Below are 13,774 nucleotides of genomic sequence, written 5' to 3'. Positions count from 1 at the left end.
ATGATGTCGGCTATCCGTCCCCTGCTCTGGCGCACGCTCAGCGCGCTTGCTCTGGCCTTGAGCGCCAATCTGTCCCAGGGCCAGACCTTGCAGGTGTGGACAATGGGCATGAAGCCGCGCTTTACGCCCTTGTTTGAAGAGATGCGCCAACGCTACCAGGCGCAGCACCCCGGCGTGACAGTCGAATGGACAGACTATCCTCATGAAGTCCTGCAAGCGCGGCTGGCGGCGGCCTTGGCCGCCGGCAAACCGCCCGCGCTGGTGCAGTTAAATGCGCCCTGGGCCGGCGAATATGCACGCAAGGGTTTGCTGCAACCGGTCGATGCCGAATTGGGCAAGCCGGCGCCGTATCTGGGCGGGCCGCTGGCGGACTTGCAATTTCAGGGCAAGACCTGGGGCTTTCCGCATTACACCAATGCGAATGTGCTGGCGTATAACAAAAGTCTGCTCGCTGCTGCCGGCGTGACGCAGCCGCCGCAAACCCTGGAACAGATTTTAAGCACAGCGGAACGGGTGGCGGCGAAAACCGGACAAGCCGGATTCGCGCCGCCGCTGGGCAAGATGGACAATTATTTTCTGCAGCAAAGTTTGCCGCTGTTCAAAGACGGCCGCGCGGTGTTCAACTCGCCCGCGCATATCGCCTTTGTCGAGCGCTTCCGGCTTGCGTATGAGAAAAAAGCCTTGCTCAAAGACGGCTTGTTTGCGGAAAACAATTTTTCCCAGGTCTTGGCCGCATATAACAGCAAGCGGCTGGCGATGATGCTCGGCGCCACCGCTGTGATTAAGCGGGTGCAAGGCGATGCGCCGGCGGTGTTTGCCGATACCGGGATTGCCGCCGCGCCGCTTGGCCCGGGCGGGATTGCGGATGGCGGCTGGCTGTTTCATTTCGCGATTCCCAAACAAAGCGAGGCCAGTATCAGCGCGCCGGCGGCGCAATTGGCGCGCTTTCTCACCAATGACGCCAATCAACTGGCGTTTGCGCGCGCGGCGAATGTGTTTCCGACCAGCGCCAAGGCGGCGGCGGATTCCTGGTTTTCGCAGCTGCCGGCAAACCCCGACGCAAATGATCTGGCGCGCGTGCAGGCCGGCAAATCGGTGGCCCAGGCGCGCACCCTGTATGTGGCCGGGATTGACGATTATCAGCAAATGCAACGCGCCTTAAGCCGCGCAGTTGAGGCGGCGGTGACAGGCCGCATGCCGGTCAAACAGGCGCTCGATGAGGCGGTGGCGTTTTGCAACCGTCAATTGGAAAAATCAGCCAAGCCGGGCGGGAAATAAGCATGTCAGCCAGCCATCCGCCCACCGCCCGCCACACCCTGCGCGCCTGGTTGTGGCTGGCCCCGGCGCTGTGTTTGCTGGCGCTGTTTTCATTCTGGCCGGTGGCGTATGGGGCCTGGCTCTCATTCACTGATTACAGCCTGGGCCAGCCGGCGCAGTTTGTCGGCTGGCGCAATTATCGCGATTTGCTGGACGATCCTTTATTTATCAACGGCTGGCAAAATTCTCTGCGTTTTCTCTTACTTGTGCCGCTGATGCAAGCCGCCGCGCTGGCCTTAGCGCTGTTGGCGAATCAGGCTTTGCGCGGCATCCATGTGTTTCGCATGATTTTTTATTTGCCGGTGGTGACTACGGTGTCTGTGGTCGGGATTGTTTGGGGTTTTCTGCTGCATGAACAGGGTGCGCTGAATTTTGTGCTGACCCATTTGCATATTTTGCAGCAGGGACGCGACTGGTTGCAGGATGAGGATTACGCAATCTGGGCGGTGATGTTTGTCACGCTCTGGCGCGGTCTGGGCTGGTATATGGTGATGTATCTGGCCGCGCTGCAGGCGGTGTCGCCGGAATTATTGGCCGCCGCCCGTCTGGACGGGGCCGGGGCCTGGCGCCGTTTTTGGCATATCACGCTGCCGCAGATCCGTCCCACGTTAGCCTTGTGCAGTCTGTTGTCGCTGCTGGCGGCCTTGAAAACATATCAGGAAGTGGATGTGCTGACCCAGGGCGGGCCGATGAATTCCAGCTTCACCCTGCTGTATTACGCGTATGACCAGGGCTTTAAGCATTTGCAACTGGGCAAGGGACTGGCGGCTTCGATGCTGGCGTCCTTGCTGTGCATCGCGGTGGCGCTGTGCTTGCATCTGGCGCGGCGCAAGGGGGCGGTATGAGCAGTCCCTGGCCCCTGCGCGCGTTGCAATATCTGCTGCTGTTTTTGATGGCGGCGCTGTGTCTGTACCCGTTTTGGTGGACGCTGTGCCAGGCGCTGGCGCAAGACAGCGCGCCGCTGTGGCCGCCGCCGCTTGTGCCGGCCAATCCCGGTTTGGGCAATTTTGTTGAAGTGGCGAACAATCTGCCCATCGCGCGCCATCTGGGCAACTCGATTCTGATCACCGCCGCCACCGTCGGCTTGCGCCTGCTGTTTTGCACCCTGGCGGCCTGGGCCTTGGCGCGCTGGCGGTTTCGCGGCAAACGGCTGGCCTTGGGGATTTTGTTCGCGACCCTGCTATTGCCCTCTGAAGTCAATTTTCTGGTGAATTTCATCACCATCAGCAAACTCGGCTGGCATGACAGTCTGGCGGGCGTGTTAGCCCCGAATCTGGTGCATGTGGTGTCGATTTTCATGTTGCAGCAAGCGTTTGCCGCACTGCCGGCGGATCTGATGGATGCCGCGCGCTTAGATGGCGCGGGCGAATTCCAGGTGTTTTTTCATATCGCCCTGCCGCTGCTTGCGCCCTGGCTGGCGACGGTGGCGATTTTAGGCGCGGTGGAAGCCTGGAATGATTATCTGTGGCCCTCGATCGTGTTAAGCCGCCCGGAAGATTTGCCGCTCTCAGCCGCCGTGCTGTATCTGAAAGGCGTATTTGGCAGCAATGCCCAGGTGATTGCCGCCGGCGCGATCATCACTGTTTTGCCGGTGACACTTTTATTTTTGGCTTGCCAGCGCTTTTTCCTGCGCGGCTTGGATGGAGCTTTGAAATGAATTTGCATGAAGGAATACAAGAAATGCGCATCACCCCGCGCCAGGCCGCTGGCCGTTTGATCATGATCCGCATGCCGGGCCAGGAATTGAGCGCGCAGCAAGCCGCGTTTTTGCGCGACAACCATATCCGCGCGGTCTGCCTGTTCCGGCAAAACATGGCCAACCCGCAACAGTTGTGCCGTCTGACGGCGGATTTGCGCGCAGCGATGGGGCCGGATGCGCTGATCGCGATTGACCAGGAAGGCGGCGCCGTGGTGCGCGCCACCTGGTTGCCGGCGCCGCCGGCGGCGATGGGCTTGGGCGCGGCGGATGATGAAACCCTGGCCGAGCAAGTCGGGGCTGCGGTGGCGCGCGGCGTCAAGGCGCTGGGCTTTAATTGGAATTTCGCCCCGGTGCTGGACTTGAACAATAATTTGCACAATCCGGTGATTGCCGAGCGCAGCTTTGGCGCTGATCCGGCCAGGGTATCCGCCCTGGCGGCGGCCTGGATGCGCGGCAGTCTGGCCGAAGGCGTGGCCTGCTGCGTCAAACATGCGCCGGGCCATGGCGACACCCATGTCGATTCGCATCGCGACCTGCCGACCGTCGATAAGCCTTTGGCGGCATTGCAGCAACTCGAATTCCAACCTTTTGCCGCGCTGGCCAGCGATGCGCCGGCGATGATGACGGCGCATATCGTGTATCCGGCGCTGGATGCGCAACACCCGGCCACCCTGTCACCGGCGATTTTGCAAGGCTTGATCCGCAGCAGCTGGAACTTTGATGGCGTGATCATCACCGACGGCATGGATATGCATGCGATTGCAGGCCGCTACGGCGCCGGCCAGGCGGCGGCGCAAGCGCTGTTGGCCGGGGCCGATATGGTGATGGCGCTGGGCAATACCGAAACCCAGCTGGAAACCCTGGATGCGCTGGAACACGCCATCGCCTCCGGCGCCATCAGTATGGAAGAAATTCAGCAGCGTTTAGGCCGGCTGGACAGACTGGCGGCGCGCTATCCGGTGACACAACAGCCGGACGGCGCCTATGCGCGTGAAGCGGCTGACCATGCTTTGATGGAAGAAGCCTGGCTGCGTGGCTTGACTGCGCTGCCGCATCAAGGCCGGCTGCCGCAAGCCCTGCCCGCCGGCAGCGCGCTGCAACTGCTGGTGCGCGCCGATGTGGCGCATGACGGCGTATCTGAAAAAGGCTTGTCGGCACTGGAATTGAAACGTTATTTAAGCCCGTATTACCAAGTCGAACTCTCGACCTTTGAAGATGCGGAAAGTTTTGACTGGGCCGCCTGGCGCGCCAGCCATCCCGGATTTGTGCTGCTGGCCTCGACCAGCCGGCTGCGCTATCCGCCCTGCGTGCGCGAACACTGGCGGCCTGATTTGCATGTCTGCCTGTGGAATCCTTTCCAGGCGCTGGATGTGGCGGCCCCGGCCCTGCTGACCTATGGCTTTGCGGCGCCCGGCATCCGTTCCGCCTTGCGCTGGCTGCGCGGCGAAGTCGGGGCCAGCGGGCGCAACCCCTGCATTGATCAGGTGGCATGATGGCGCCAGCGCTGGAATTACGCCAGATCAGCAAGCGCTGGGCCGATGGCCGGCCCGCCTTGCAAGCAGTGGATTTGTGCGTGCAGCCGGGTGAATTCGTGGTGCTGGTCGGCCCCTCGGGCTGCGGCAAATCGACCCTGCTGCGGGTGATTGCCGGTTTGGAGCAGGCCGATAGCGGCGAATTATTGCTGCACGGCCAGCCCGCCAACCACACCCCGCCGGATCAGCGCGGGCTGGCCATGGTGTTTCAGTCTTACGCCCTGTACCCGCATATGACGGTGGCGCAAAACCTGGCGTTTCCGCTGAAAATGGCGGGCCGCAGCAAACACGACATCGCGCAGCGGGTGGCGGAAGTGGCGCAGATTTTACAGATTGAGGATTTGCTCACCCGCAAGCCGGCTGCGCTCTCGGGCGGCCAGCGCCAGCGCGTGGCGATTGGACGCGCCTTGACGCGCGCGCCGGGCATCTTGCTGTTTGATGAGCCGCTCTCCAATCTCGACGCCGCCTTGCGCGAGCAAATGCGCATCGAATTGGCGCGCCTGCATCAACAAACCGGCGCCACCATTATTTATGTCACGCATGATCAGGTTGAAGCGATGACGCTGGGCCAGCGCATTGCCGTCTTGCAAGGCGGCCAGATTGCGCAATGCGCCAGCGCGCGCGAACTGTATCAACAGCCGGTGAACCGTTTTGTGGCCGGTTTTTTAGGCACGCCGCAAATGAATTTCGCCCCCGCCGCCCTGTTTCCCTGGTTGCAGCCGCCCGCCGGCGCGCAGGAACTCGGGGTGCGCGCCGAACATTTGCGCCTGCTGGCGCCTGACAGCGAACAAGACGGTTTGCCGGTGCGCTTGGCGCATGGCGAATATCTGGGCGATTGCTGCCAGATTTATGTGCAACACGCCGCCAGTCAAAGCCGTTTTTGCCTGCGCAGCAAGGACGATTGGCAAACCATGCCGCCCCAGGGCAAACTGGTCCCGGAGGCGGCGCATTGTCATTTTTTCGACGCCGCAGGCCGGCGTCTGGTTTCATCATCATAATACCTACCACAAGAGCAGAGGCAGACCATGGAGCACAGCAGCACATCTCTTCCACAGTATGCGGACTTGGCCCCGCAAAAAACCCGGCGCCTGTCCGCGCTGACTTGGATACCCACCCTGTATTTCGCGCAAGGTTTGCCGTTTTTTGTGGTGATGACGATTTCCGTGCTGATGTACAAACAACTGGGCGTGCCAAATGAAGAGATCACGCGCTGGACCGGCGCGCTGGGCTTTGCCTGGGTCTTCAAACCGCTCTGGAGTCCGCTGTTGGAAGCGTATGACAGCAAAAAGAAAATCGTGGTGTTTTTCCAGGCGGTGGCCGCCGCCGCACTGGCCGCATGCGCCCTGCTGATCCAAACGCCGGGCTTTTTCCTCACCACCATCGCCTGCATGGCGGTGCTGGCTTTAGCCAGCGCCACCCATGATATTGCGTGCGATGGCTTATACATCGCCAGTCTGGATAAAACCGCGCAAGCGCAATATTCCGGCTGGTTAGGCGCGTTTTTCAATGGCGCCAAACTGGTGGCGGTGGGCGGCATGCCGGTCTTGGCCGGGATGTTGGAAGGCATGATCGGCGTGAAAGCCGCCTGGACGGCGATTTTCGCGCTGTTAGCCGGCGGCATGGCCTTGCTCGCGCTGTATCACAGCTTCGCCCTGCCGGATACGCGCACGCGTCAGGCCGGCGCCACGGCAGAATCGGGCGTGCCGCTGCTGGAAATTTTATCGAGCTTTTTTTCCAAGCGCGGGGTGTGGCTGATGATTGCCTTCATCATCCTGTTCCGTCTGGGCGAAGGCCAAATCGCCACAGTCAGCCAATTGTTTTTGCTCGACAAAACAGAAGCCGGCGGGCTGGGTTTGAAAACTGAACAGCTGGGCATGATTTACGGCGTGGCCGGCACCATCACCTTTATTCTGGGCAGCATCGCCGGCGGTTATTTCGCCGCCGCGCTGGGTCTCAAACGCGCGCTCCTGCCCCTGATCATCGCCATGAATCTGCCGAATCTGGCGTTTTGGTATTTGGCCAGCGCACAGCCGCAAAGCCAAATCATCATCACCGCCGCGCTCGCGGTGGAAATGTTTGGCTTTGGCTTTGGCTTTGTCGGCTTGATGCTGTACATGATGCAAGTGGTTGCGCCCGGCCCCTACCCCACCGCGCATTACGCCCTGGCCACCGGCGTGATGCAACTTGGTCTATCGCTCTCACGCATCATCAGCGGCGATATTCAAAAATGGCTGGGCTATCAGCACTTCTTTTTGTGGGCGCTGCTGGCGGCGATTCCAGTGATTGCGCTGTCATTCTTTTTAGATCTGCCGGAAAAAGAATGAAGCATGGCGCGGGCGCGCCTGCCGCGCCCCAGGCGCAGAACATCGCCCCCATTTGCGCGCTGAATTTGCGATAATACGGCCCTTGCATTCAACCCCAAGTGCGCGGCTTGTCGCGTTTTTTTTGAAAGACTCACCATGCAAATCCGCTTTGCCCGTATCGCCAACACCACCGCTCTGCTGCTTGCAGCTTTCTGCCTCACCCCCGCCATGAGCGCCCACGCTGCCGACAAGCCTGCTGCTGAAGCCAAGGCTGAATCCATGCGCGCTGAATTCTCGCCCTTCGTCAAAGCCTATGAAGAAGCGATGAAGAACAAAGACTTCAAGACCGCCATGGAAAAGCTGGCCTTGATGGATGGCGTTGCCAACCGCACCGAATTTGAAGATTTCTCGATCTGGCGCATGCGCGTAGCTACCGCCTCTTCGATGGGCGACAACCCGGCCACCGCCGCCGCGATTGAAAAAACTCTGAGCTTTAAGCGTCTCTCGCCTGAAGATCAAAACAAGTTCGGGCAAGCCCTGATCGGCATCCGCTACAACATGAAGGAATACGGCAAGGTGGTGGAATTGCTGGACGCGCAGGAAAAAACCGCCGCACTGGAGCCGAATCTGCGCAATATGCGCATCCAGGCCCTGTATTTCCAAAAAGATTACAAGCGCGCCATCGCTGAAGCGCGCAAAGATTTTGAAGTGCTAGCCAAAGAAGGCAAGACCCCGCTGGAAGACAGCTTGAAGCTGCTGCTCAACTGCTATGTGTCGCTGAACGACAAAGATGGCTATGTGGAAGGCATGAGTTTGCTGGCGACCCACTATCCGCGCAAAGAATACTGGGAAGATCTGCTGGGCCGCTATATTGGTTCGACCAAGAACGCTGACCGCTTCATCCCCAGCTTCTACCGTTTGAAATTCTTCATGAATATGATGAATGGCGCGGATGAATACACCGATATGGCTGACTTGCTGCTGCGTTTTGGCCAGCCGGGTGAGGCAAAGCGTGTTTTGGACAAAGGCTTTGAAGCCGGCGTGCTGGGCAAAGGCGGCGACGCGAAGAAGTTGAACGCGCTGCGCGATCGTGTCAACAAAGCGGCGGCGGATGACGCCAAATCACTGGACTCGGTCAGCCCGGCCAAAGTCAAAGACGGCAGCGCGCTGGTGAACGCCGGCTATGCGCTGCTGATCAATGGCAGCAATGACAAGGGTTTGGCTTTGATTGAGCAAGGCTTGAAAATGCCGAGCAAGAAAGCCGACGAAACCCGTTTGCTGGCCGCCATCGGCTACGCTCATGCCGGCAAGAAAGATGAAGCGATTAAACTGCTGGCCACCGTGCAAAGCGCCGATGGCGCCACCGAGCTGGCGAAATACTGGAGCATGAATCTGGCCAAGCCGCTGCTGCAATAATCTCCGTCTGATACATCAAAACGCCGCCGCGCCAACAGGCCGGCGGCGTTTTTTTGCGCCATCACTCCAGTTTCCAAACATAAAGCACCTTACTCTGGTAAGGTTCTGGCGCATCTTGCGCACTTTTGCGATAGAGGGTGAAGGTACAGCTCTTCAGCCATACGAGCGATGCTTGATCAAGATCGGCATTGCCACTGCTTTTGCTGATCTTGGCTGACAATAATTTGCCGGTTTCGTCAATCTTGTATTCCATCTCCACCCTGCCCTCTACGCCACTACGCGCAGCACGGGGTGGATACCTCGCCCAGTCGCACCGATCCTTATGGCCAGGCTGGTACGGGTATTGCTGATACGGCAGGCGCGCGTCAAGCGTCACGCCTTGATCAGGCTGATGGCTAGTGTCAGCATCAGAACTGGCTTGCGCCCAGGCCGGCGCGCTGCAGGCCGGGATGACCAGGCAGAGCAGAATCTCAGGCAAAGCAATCTGTTTCATACTCATCCCTTAGCTGTTCTTCATTGCGCCGGACGGGGCACAAGCGCCTGGCATCCATATCGCGCAAAACTGCGTTAATCCAATTCCCACTGCACCGTTAAAATCGTCCACTTCGACACCGCCACACCATTATGCAAGCCGGGGGTAAACACACAAGTCTCCAGCGCAAAGTCGCGCGCGGGGTAATCCAAATATCGATAACCGCTCGAACGATACACCACAGCTTCTTCCACCAAGCCGATGCGATTGACTTTAACATACAGCTGCACGGTACCCTCGGCGCCCTCGCGTGCAGCTTTGGTGGGATAGGTGAAATCGCAACGCACCAACAGCGGTACGGTGTTGTATGGCGGCGGCAGCGCTTTGGCCGGCTTGCTGACAGCCTGCACCGGAGCGCAGTGCAGACACAAGGCCAGCAGGAGGGCATATGTTTTGTTGAGCTTCATGGTTTGACTTGAGGCCGTGTGTTATTTCCGCTTGTTTTGTGCTTGATCTGACTCCTGTGGGACGCAAGCGCAGTCTGAAGCAGGCTTATCGCTGCGCGTCATGCTGGCCGGTTTGCCATGCTGCGCGGGCAAAACGTCAAGCAAACACCTCGGCAAGCTGCTGCGCCGTCAAGACGCGCGCCAGCCATAACTCCAGTTGCGCATTGTCGGCCTGCGCGATGGCAGTCATGGCTTGCTCCGGGATAGCGCCGAAGCGTTGGCGCAAGAGCATTTGCAATACCGCAGCACTTTGCTTCTGCCGCCCCTCTTCGCGGCCCTCTTCGCGCCCTACTGCCCGCCCTTCTGCCCTCCCTTCGTCATAGGCGGTATCGGTGACGTTTTTTAAATCACGGTAATACTTGAGGCTGGCTTGATATGCGGCGCGGTCTTGTGGTTCAAACGCGATCAATTCGGCAATTTGAAACAGTTTTACGAACACTTCCTCTTGCAACACATCGGGCAGGCTTTCCAATTCGTCCAGATGACGGAACACGAACAGCCATTTGTCTTGCAAAGTATGCAGTTCTTCTAAGGTCTTGCTGAAATTGGGCAAGGTCAGGTAGATGAAGGTCAGCTTGTCGTAAAACACTTGATTGTGCTGATTTTTCAGCTGCACGGTATGAATCACATCGTGCTTATCGGCTTCATCAAAAATAAAGTCGAGAATGCCGATGGTATACACCGCTTGCAGGCGGTAATCCCAATCACCTTTTTGCCCTTGCTCTTGAATCGGAAAGCTGGCGTAGTAGAGGCTGCGGTCTTTGAAGAAGTTTTGCTTGGCTTTTTGCAATTCGACCAGAAAATAGCTGCCGTCCGGGGTTTTGCAATGCAGGTCAAAAATCGCTTTGCGGTCAAGCATCGACACGCCTTGCCACTCATTACGGCTGAATTCAAGGCTGGCGATTTGGTGTTTGGCCGGCAGCAAGGTGTTGAGGAAGCTGATGAGCAGGTCTTTATTCGGCTCTTCACCGAAGACTTTTTTAAAGCCGAAGTCGGTAAATAAATTGATGTACTTGCCCATGATGCGCCTGTCTGCAAAAAAACGCATTTTATCATGGCGGCCTGGGTTCTTTTTTGGGCTGGCGCGGGTTCCTCAGGTGGGGTGGAAGGGGTTAGATGCGGCTGGCTCATTGCCTTTTGCGGTTCGGACGGGCTTGCATCTGGGGCAATGATGCTTGCATGCCTTGCGCTGCGAAGCAAGGCGCTTGCCGCGCTTGTGCCCTGCACGGCAATTCCCATTGCAGGCGCAAATCGTTGATAATGCCTGTTTTCCCGTTTTTTCCAATAGATCATGATGAATTTCGATGTGGCCATCGTCGGCAGCGGTCTGGGCGGGCTGACGGTGGCTTTGCATTTGGCTGATCGTTGCCGCGTGGCCGTAATCGCCAAACGCAGTATGCATGAGGGCGCCAGCAGTTGGGCGCAGGGCGGCATTGCCGCCGTGCTGGATTCGGCGGACAGCCATGAACAGCATATCGCCGATACGCTGGTGGCCGGAGCCGGTTTGTGCGACGAGGGGGCGACCCGTTTTATCGTCGAAAACGGGCGTGCCGCGATTGACTGGCTGATTGCGCAAGGCGTGCCATTCACGCCGGACCCGGGCGCGGAACTGGGCTTTCATTTGACGCGCGAAGGCGGACACAGCCAGCGCCGCATCATTCACGCCGCCGACGCGACCGGCGCGGCGGTGCAAAACACCCTGGAAGCGAAGGCGCGCGCGCATCCGAATATCACTCTGTTTGAACACCATTGCGCAATTGATTTGATCATGTCTGACCGGCTGCCCGGCGCCAAACGGGGCGACAGCCAGCCGCAATGCCTGGGCCTGTATGTGCTGGATCAAAAGAGCGCGCGTGTGCACACGGTGGCCGCTGCGCACACCGTGCTGGCGACCGGCGGGGCCGGCAAGGTGTATCTGTACACCACCAACCCCGATACCGCCACCGGCGACGGCATCGCCATGGCCTGGCGCGCCGGCTGCCGCGTGGCGAATATGGAATTCATCCAGTTTCACCCCACCTGTTTGTACCACCCCTACGCCAAGTCCTTCCTGATTACCGAGGCGATTCGGGGCGAAGGCGGTTTGCTGAAATTGCCGCCGCAGGCCGGGGCGCGGGCGGGTGAGCGCTTTATGCCCTGGCATGATGAGCGCGCCGAATTGGCCCCGCGCGATATCGTGGCGCGCGCGATTGACTTTGAAATGAAAAAGCGCGGCCTGGATTATGTGCATCTGGACATCAGCCACCAAAGCCCGGCCTTTTTACAAAGCCATTTCCCGAATATCTATCAGCGCTGTCTCGAATTGGGGATCGATATCACGCGCGAGCCGATTCCGGTGGTGCCGGCGGCGCATTACACCTGCGGCGGGGTGATTACTGACAATGCCGGGCGCACCGACGCCGCCGGCTTGTATGCGGTGGGCGAAACGGCTTACACCGGTTTGCACGGGGCCAACCGCTTAGCCAGCAATTCCCTGCTGGAATGCCTGGTGCTGGGCCAGGCTTGCGCGGCGGATATTTTGCAAAGGACAGGCAGCGCGCAAAGCGGGTTGCCGGACTGGGATGAAAGCCGGGTCACGAATGCGGATGAGGAAGTGGTGATTGCGCATAACTGGGATGAGTTGCGCCGCTTTATGTGGAATTATGTCGGCATTGTGCGCACCAGCAAGCGTCTGGAGCGCGCGCAGCACCGGATTGATTTGCTGCGCGAGGAAATTGATGAGTATTACCGCAATTTCCGCATCACCAGCGATTTGCTGGAGTTGCGCAATCTGGTCGATTGCGCGGCCTTGATTGTCAAGTCGGCCAAATCACGTCACGAAAGCCGGGGTTTGCACACCAGCCGCGATTATCCGGCGACCCTGCCGAAAGCCTTGCCGACGGTGTTGACACCAAAACGGCGGCGTTGATTTCAGTTGCTCAGGCCAGCCGGGCGCCGCTTTTGTAAAAACTGGCGCCCCCTTTACTGGGACATACTGCGCAGGTTTGCTGTCTTTTATATGATGCCCGGGCTGAAACAGTTGCACGCATTCAAGAAATTGTACAAAATGAATGTAAGACCGGTGCAGCCGTAAAACCATAGAACAGGGCAAGTCTCCGGTTGAGGCACGGTCGGCCTGCGCCTGGGCTGACCGGTCCGGGCGCCCCCTGGTGCGTCTTCGCAACAAGCTATGCCTTGCGCGATCCACCCCATGAATGCACAGTTTCCCCCAGATTTTCCGCAACCTCCTGCCGCGTTCCGGCAGGCCGCGCCATTGCCCGAGGCGTTTTGGCAGGATTGTTTTAACGCCCTGCCCTTTGCCGCCTGCATTTTTGACCATGATGGCCGGCTGCTGGCCGCCAACCAATGCTGGCGGCAAGACGCCGCCCTGTCCCCGGCCTTGGAACCACAGGCGGATTTTTCCACCCTGCTGCACAAGCCGGCGCGCTGGCGCGAAGCGTGCGCCACGCTGCGCCAGCAAACTGCGCCGGCGCACTGCGAGCTGACGATTGAATTACTGCAGCAACAAGCGTTACGCAGTTATCGCGCCAATCTGAGCCGGATTGCGCATGGCTTTTTACTGTGCCTGCGCGACATCAGTGCGGAGCTGCTGGAATTGGCCAGCCTGCACAGCGCCGCCATGCCCTATCAACAAGGGCGCCAGGCGATGCTGGTGACGGATGCGGCCAACCGCATCATTGCGGTCAACCCGGCGTATACCGCCATGACCGGTTATTCCGCCGCCGAGGCGCTGGGTAAAAATCCCAGCTTCGCCAGCTCCGGGCGGCATGATGCTGATTTTTACCGCCTCCTGTGGCACAGCCTGCAAACTCAGGGCCATTGGCAGGGTGAAATCTGGAATAAGCGGCGTGATGGCAGTGAAATCGTGGAATGGCTGACTATTGATGTGATCCACGATGAGCAAGGCGCGGTGTGGCGGCATTTGGCGATGTTTTCTGATATCACCGGCAAAAAACAGGCCAGTGAAGAGAAATGGCGGCAAGTCAATCTGGATGCCTTGACCGGCTTGCCGAATCGCCGTCTGCTGCAAGACCGGCTCGAAACCGAGCTGAAAAAAGCTCAGCGCAATCAAAGCGAAGTGGCGCTTTTATTTATTGACCTGGATCATTTTAAAGAAGTCAATGACAGCCTGGGACATGCCGCCGGCGATTTGCTGTTGCAACAGGTGACACAAAGAATCGTCCAAAGGGTGCGCGCTTCTGACACCGTGGCGCGGCTGGGCGGCGATGAATTTATTGTGATGTTGAGCGATGTCAATACGCATGCCCAGGCCAGCCATTTGGCGCAAGCTTTGCTGCACGCTTTGCGCCAGCCTTTTATTTTGCCTCTGGCCAGCGGCAAACAGGAAGCGCGGATTTCAGCCTCGATCGGAATCGCCTGCTATCCGCAAGATGCGACAGCGCCGGCGGCTTTGCTGGAGTGCGCTGACAGCGCCATGTATCAGGCCAAACGCCAGGGCAAAGACCGCTTCGCATGCGCACAGACAGATGGCGGCGCGCTGCCGCCAAACTGAGCTGTTTGCGCGGCGC

12 protein-coding genes are annotated in these 13,774 nt (G+C 59.0%); 9 read left to right on the top strand and 3 right to left on the bottom strand.

Annotation, left to right across the window (positions count from 1 at the left end; genetic code table 11):
- The 7 genes from V8J88_RS07375 (at window position 1) to V8J88_RS07345 (ending at window position 8,267) form a co-directional block, all read left to right on the top strand.
- On the top strand, window positions 1-1,278 hold the full coding sequence (locus V8J88_RS07375) for an extracellular solute-binding protein (RefSeq protein ID WP_338848737.1): 1,278 nt from the start codon (window positions 1-3) through the stop codon (window positions 1,276-1,278).
- A 2-nt stretch (window positions 1,279-1,280) separates the two neighbouring features.
- Complete coding sequence (locus V8J88_RS07370) at window positions 1,281-2,162, top strand: sugar ABC transporter permease (protein WP_338848736.1); 882 nt, start codon at window positions 1,281-1,283, stop codon at window positions 2,160-2,162.
- Complete coding sequence (locus tag V8J88_RS07365) at window positions 2,159-2,974, top strand: carbohydrate ABC transporter permease (RefSeq protein WP_338848735.1); 816 nt, start codon at window positions 2,159-2,161, stop codon at window positions 2,972-2,974. Before V8J88_RS07370 ends, V8J88_RS07365 begins: the two co-directional genes overlap by 4 nt.
- The gene (gene nagZ / locus V8J88_RS07360; protein WP_338848734.1) at window positions 2,971-4,509 is read left to right on the top strand and encodes a beta-N-acetylhexosaminidase; all 1,539 of its coding nucleotides are present in this window, start codon (window positions 2,971-2,973) and stop codon (window positions 4,507-4,509) included. The genes V8J88_RS07365 and nagZ overlap by 4 nt, the downstream gene beginning before the upstream one ends.
- A complete protein-coding gene (locus V8J88_RS07355; protein WP_338848733.1) occupies window positions 4,506-5,546 on the top strand; it encodes an ABC transporter ATP-binding protein in 1,041 nt (346 codons plus the stop codon). The genes nagZ and V8J88_RS07355 overlap by 4 nt, the downstream gene beginning before the upstream one ends.
- Window positions 5,547-5,573: 27 nt before the next feature.
- The gene (locus V8J88_RS07350; protein WP_338848732.1) at window positions 5,574-6,872 is read left to right on the top strand and encodes an MFS transporter; all 1,299 of its coding nucleotides are present in this window, start codon (window positions 5,574-5,576) and stop codon (window positions 6,870-6,872) included.
- Between the two features lie 135 nt (window positions 6,873-7,007).
- Window positions 7,008-8,267: a hypothetical protein gene (locus tag V8J88_RS07345; protein WP_338848731.1), complete on the top strand. Its 1,260-nt coding sequence runs from the start codon at window positions 7,008-7,010 to the stop codon at window positions 8,265-8,267.
- A gap of 61 nt (window positions 8,268-8,328) precedes the next feature.
- Here the strand turns inward: V8J88_RS07345 and V8J88_RS07340 are convergent, their stop codons facing one another.
- The 3 genes from V8J88_RS07340 to V8J88_RS07330 all read right to left on the bottom strand — a co-directional run bounded on the left by V8J88_RS07340 (window position 8,329) and on the right by V8J88_RS07330 (window position 10,266).
- Entirely contained in the window at window positions 8,329-8,760 is a 432-nt protein-coding gene (locus tag V8J88_RS07340) for an energy transducer TonB (protein ID WP_338848730.1), read from the bottom strand.
- Window positions 8,761-8,834: 74 nt separating this feature from the next.
- The gene (locus V8J88_RS07335) at window positions 8,835-9,206 is read right to left on the bottom strand and encodes an energy transducer TonB (protein ID WP_338848729.1); all 372 of its coding nucleotides are present in this window, start codon (window positions 9,204-9,206) and stop codon (window positions 8,835-8,837) included.
- A 136-nt stretch (window positions 9,207-9,342) separates the two neighbouring features.
- Entirely contained in the window at window positions 9,343-10,266 is a 924-nt protein-coding gene (locus tag V8J88_RS07330) for an Rpn family recombination-promoting nuclease/putative transposase (protein WP_338848728.1), read from the bottom strand.
- A gap of 273 nt (window positions 10,267-10,539) precedes the next feature.
- Here V8J88_RS07330 and nadB point away from each other — a divergent pair, with 273 nt between their 5' ends.
- Window positions 10,540-12,153, top strand: coding sequence for an L-aspartate oxidase (gene nadB / locus V8J88_RS07325; protein ID WP_338849846.1), 1,614 nt, complete (start codon window positions 10,540-10,542; stop codon window positions 12,151-12,153).
- 345 nt (window positions 12,154-12,498) lie between these two features.
- Window positions 12,499-13,758: a diguanylate cyclase gene (locus V8J88_RS07320; protein ID WP_338848726.1), complete on the top strand. Its 1,260-nt coding sequence runs from the start codon at window positions 12,499-12,501 to the stop codon at window positions 13,756-13,758.
- Window positions 13,759-13,774: the final 16 nt, after the last annotated feature.

Origin of the sequence: Massilia sp. W12, from assembly GCF_037300705.1 — a bacterium.
Lineage (GTDB): Bacteria > Pseudomonadota > Gammaproteobacteria > Burkholderiales > Burkholderiaceae_D > JACPVY01.
Note: the sequence above shows the minus strand (reverse complement) of the source record. Positions and strands in the feature narration are given on the sequence as shown.

Excerpts from the sequence above, each read along its gene's own strand:
- V8J88_RS07335 (WP_338848729.1), bottom strand. The coding sequence starts at position 9,206 with ATGAAGCTCAACAAAACATATGCCCTCCTGCTGGCCTTGTGTCTGCAC.
- V8J88_RS07345 (WP_338848731.1), top strand. The coding sequence starts at position 7,008 with ATGCAAATCCGCTTTGCCCGTATCGCCAACACCACCGCTCTGCTGCTT.
- V8J88_RS07350 (WP_338848732.1), top strand. The coding sequence starts at position 5,574 with ATGGAGCACAGCAGCACATCTCTTCCACAGTATGCGGACTTGGCCCCG.
- V8J88_RS07375 (WP_338848737.1), top strand. The coding sequence starts at position 1 with ATGATGTCGGCTATCCGTCCCCTGCTCTGGCGCACGCTCAGCGCGCTT.
- V8J88_RS07365 (WP_338848735.1), top strand. The coding sequence starts at position 2,159 with ATGAGCAGTCCCTGGCCCCTGCGCGCGTTGCAATATCTGCTGCTGTTT.
- V8J88_RS07330 (WP_338848728.1), bottom strand. The coding sequence starts at position 10,266 with ATGGGCAAGTACATCAATTTATTTACCGACTTCGGCTTTAAAAAAGTC.
- V8J88_RS07355 (WP_338848733.1), top strand. The coding sequence starts at position 4,506 with ATGATGGCGCCAGCGCTGGAATTACGCCAGATCAGCAAGCGCTGGGCC.
- nagZ (WP_338848734.1), top strand. The coding sequence starts at position 2,971 with ATGAATTTGCATGAAGGAATACAAGAAATGCGCATCACCCCGCGCCAG.
- nadB (WP_338849846.1), top strand. The coding sequence starts at position 10,540 with ATGAATTTCGATGTGGCCATCGTCGGCAGCGGTCTGGGCGGGCTGACG.
- V8J88_RS07340 (WP_338848730.1), bottom strand. The coding sequence starts at position 8,760 with ATGAAACAGATTGCTTTGCCTGAGATTCTGCTCTGCCTGGTCATCCCG.
- V8J88_RS07370 (WP_338848736.1), top strand. The coding sequence starts at position 1,281 with ATGTCAGCCAGCCATCCGCCCACCGCCCGCCACACCCTGCGCGCCTGG.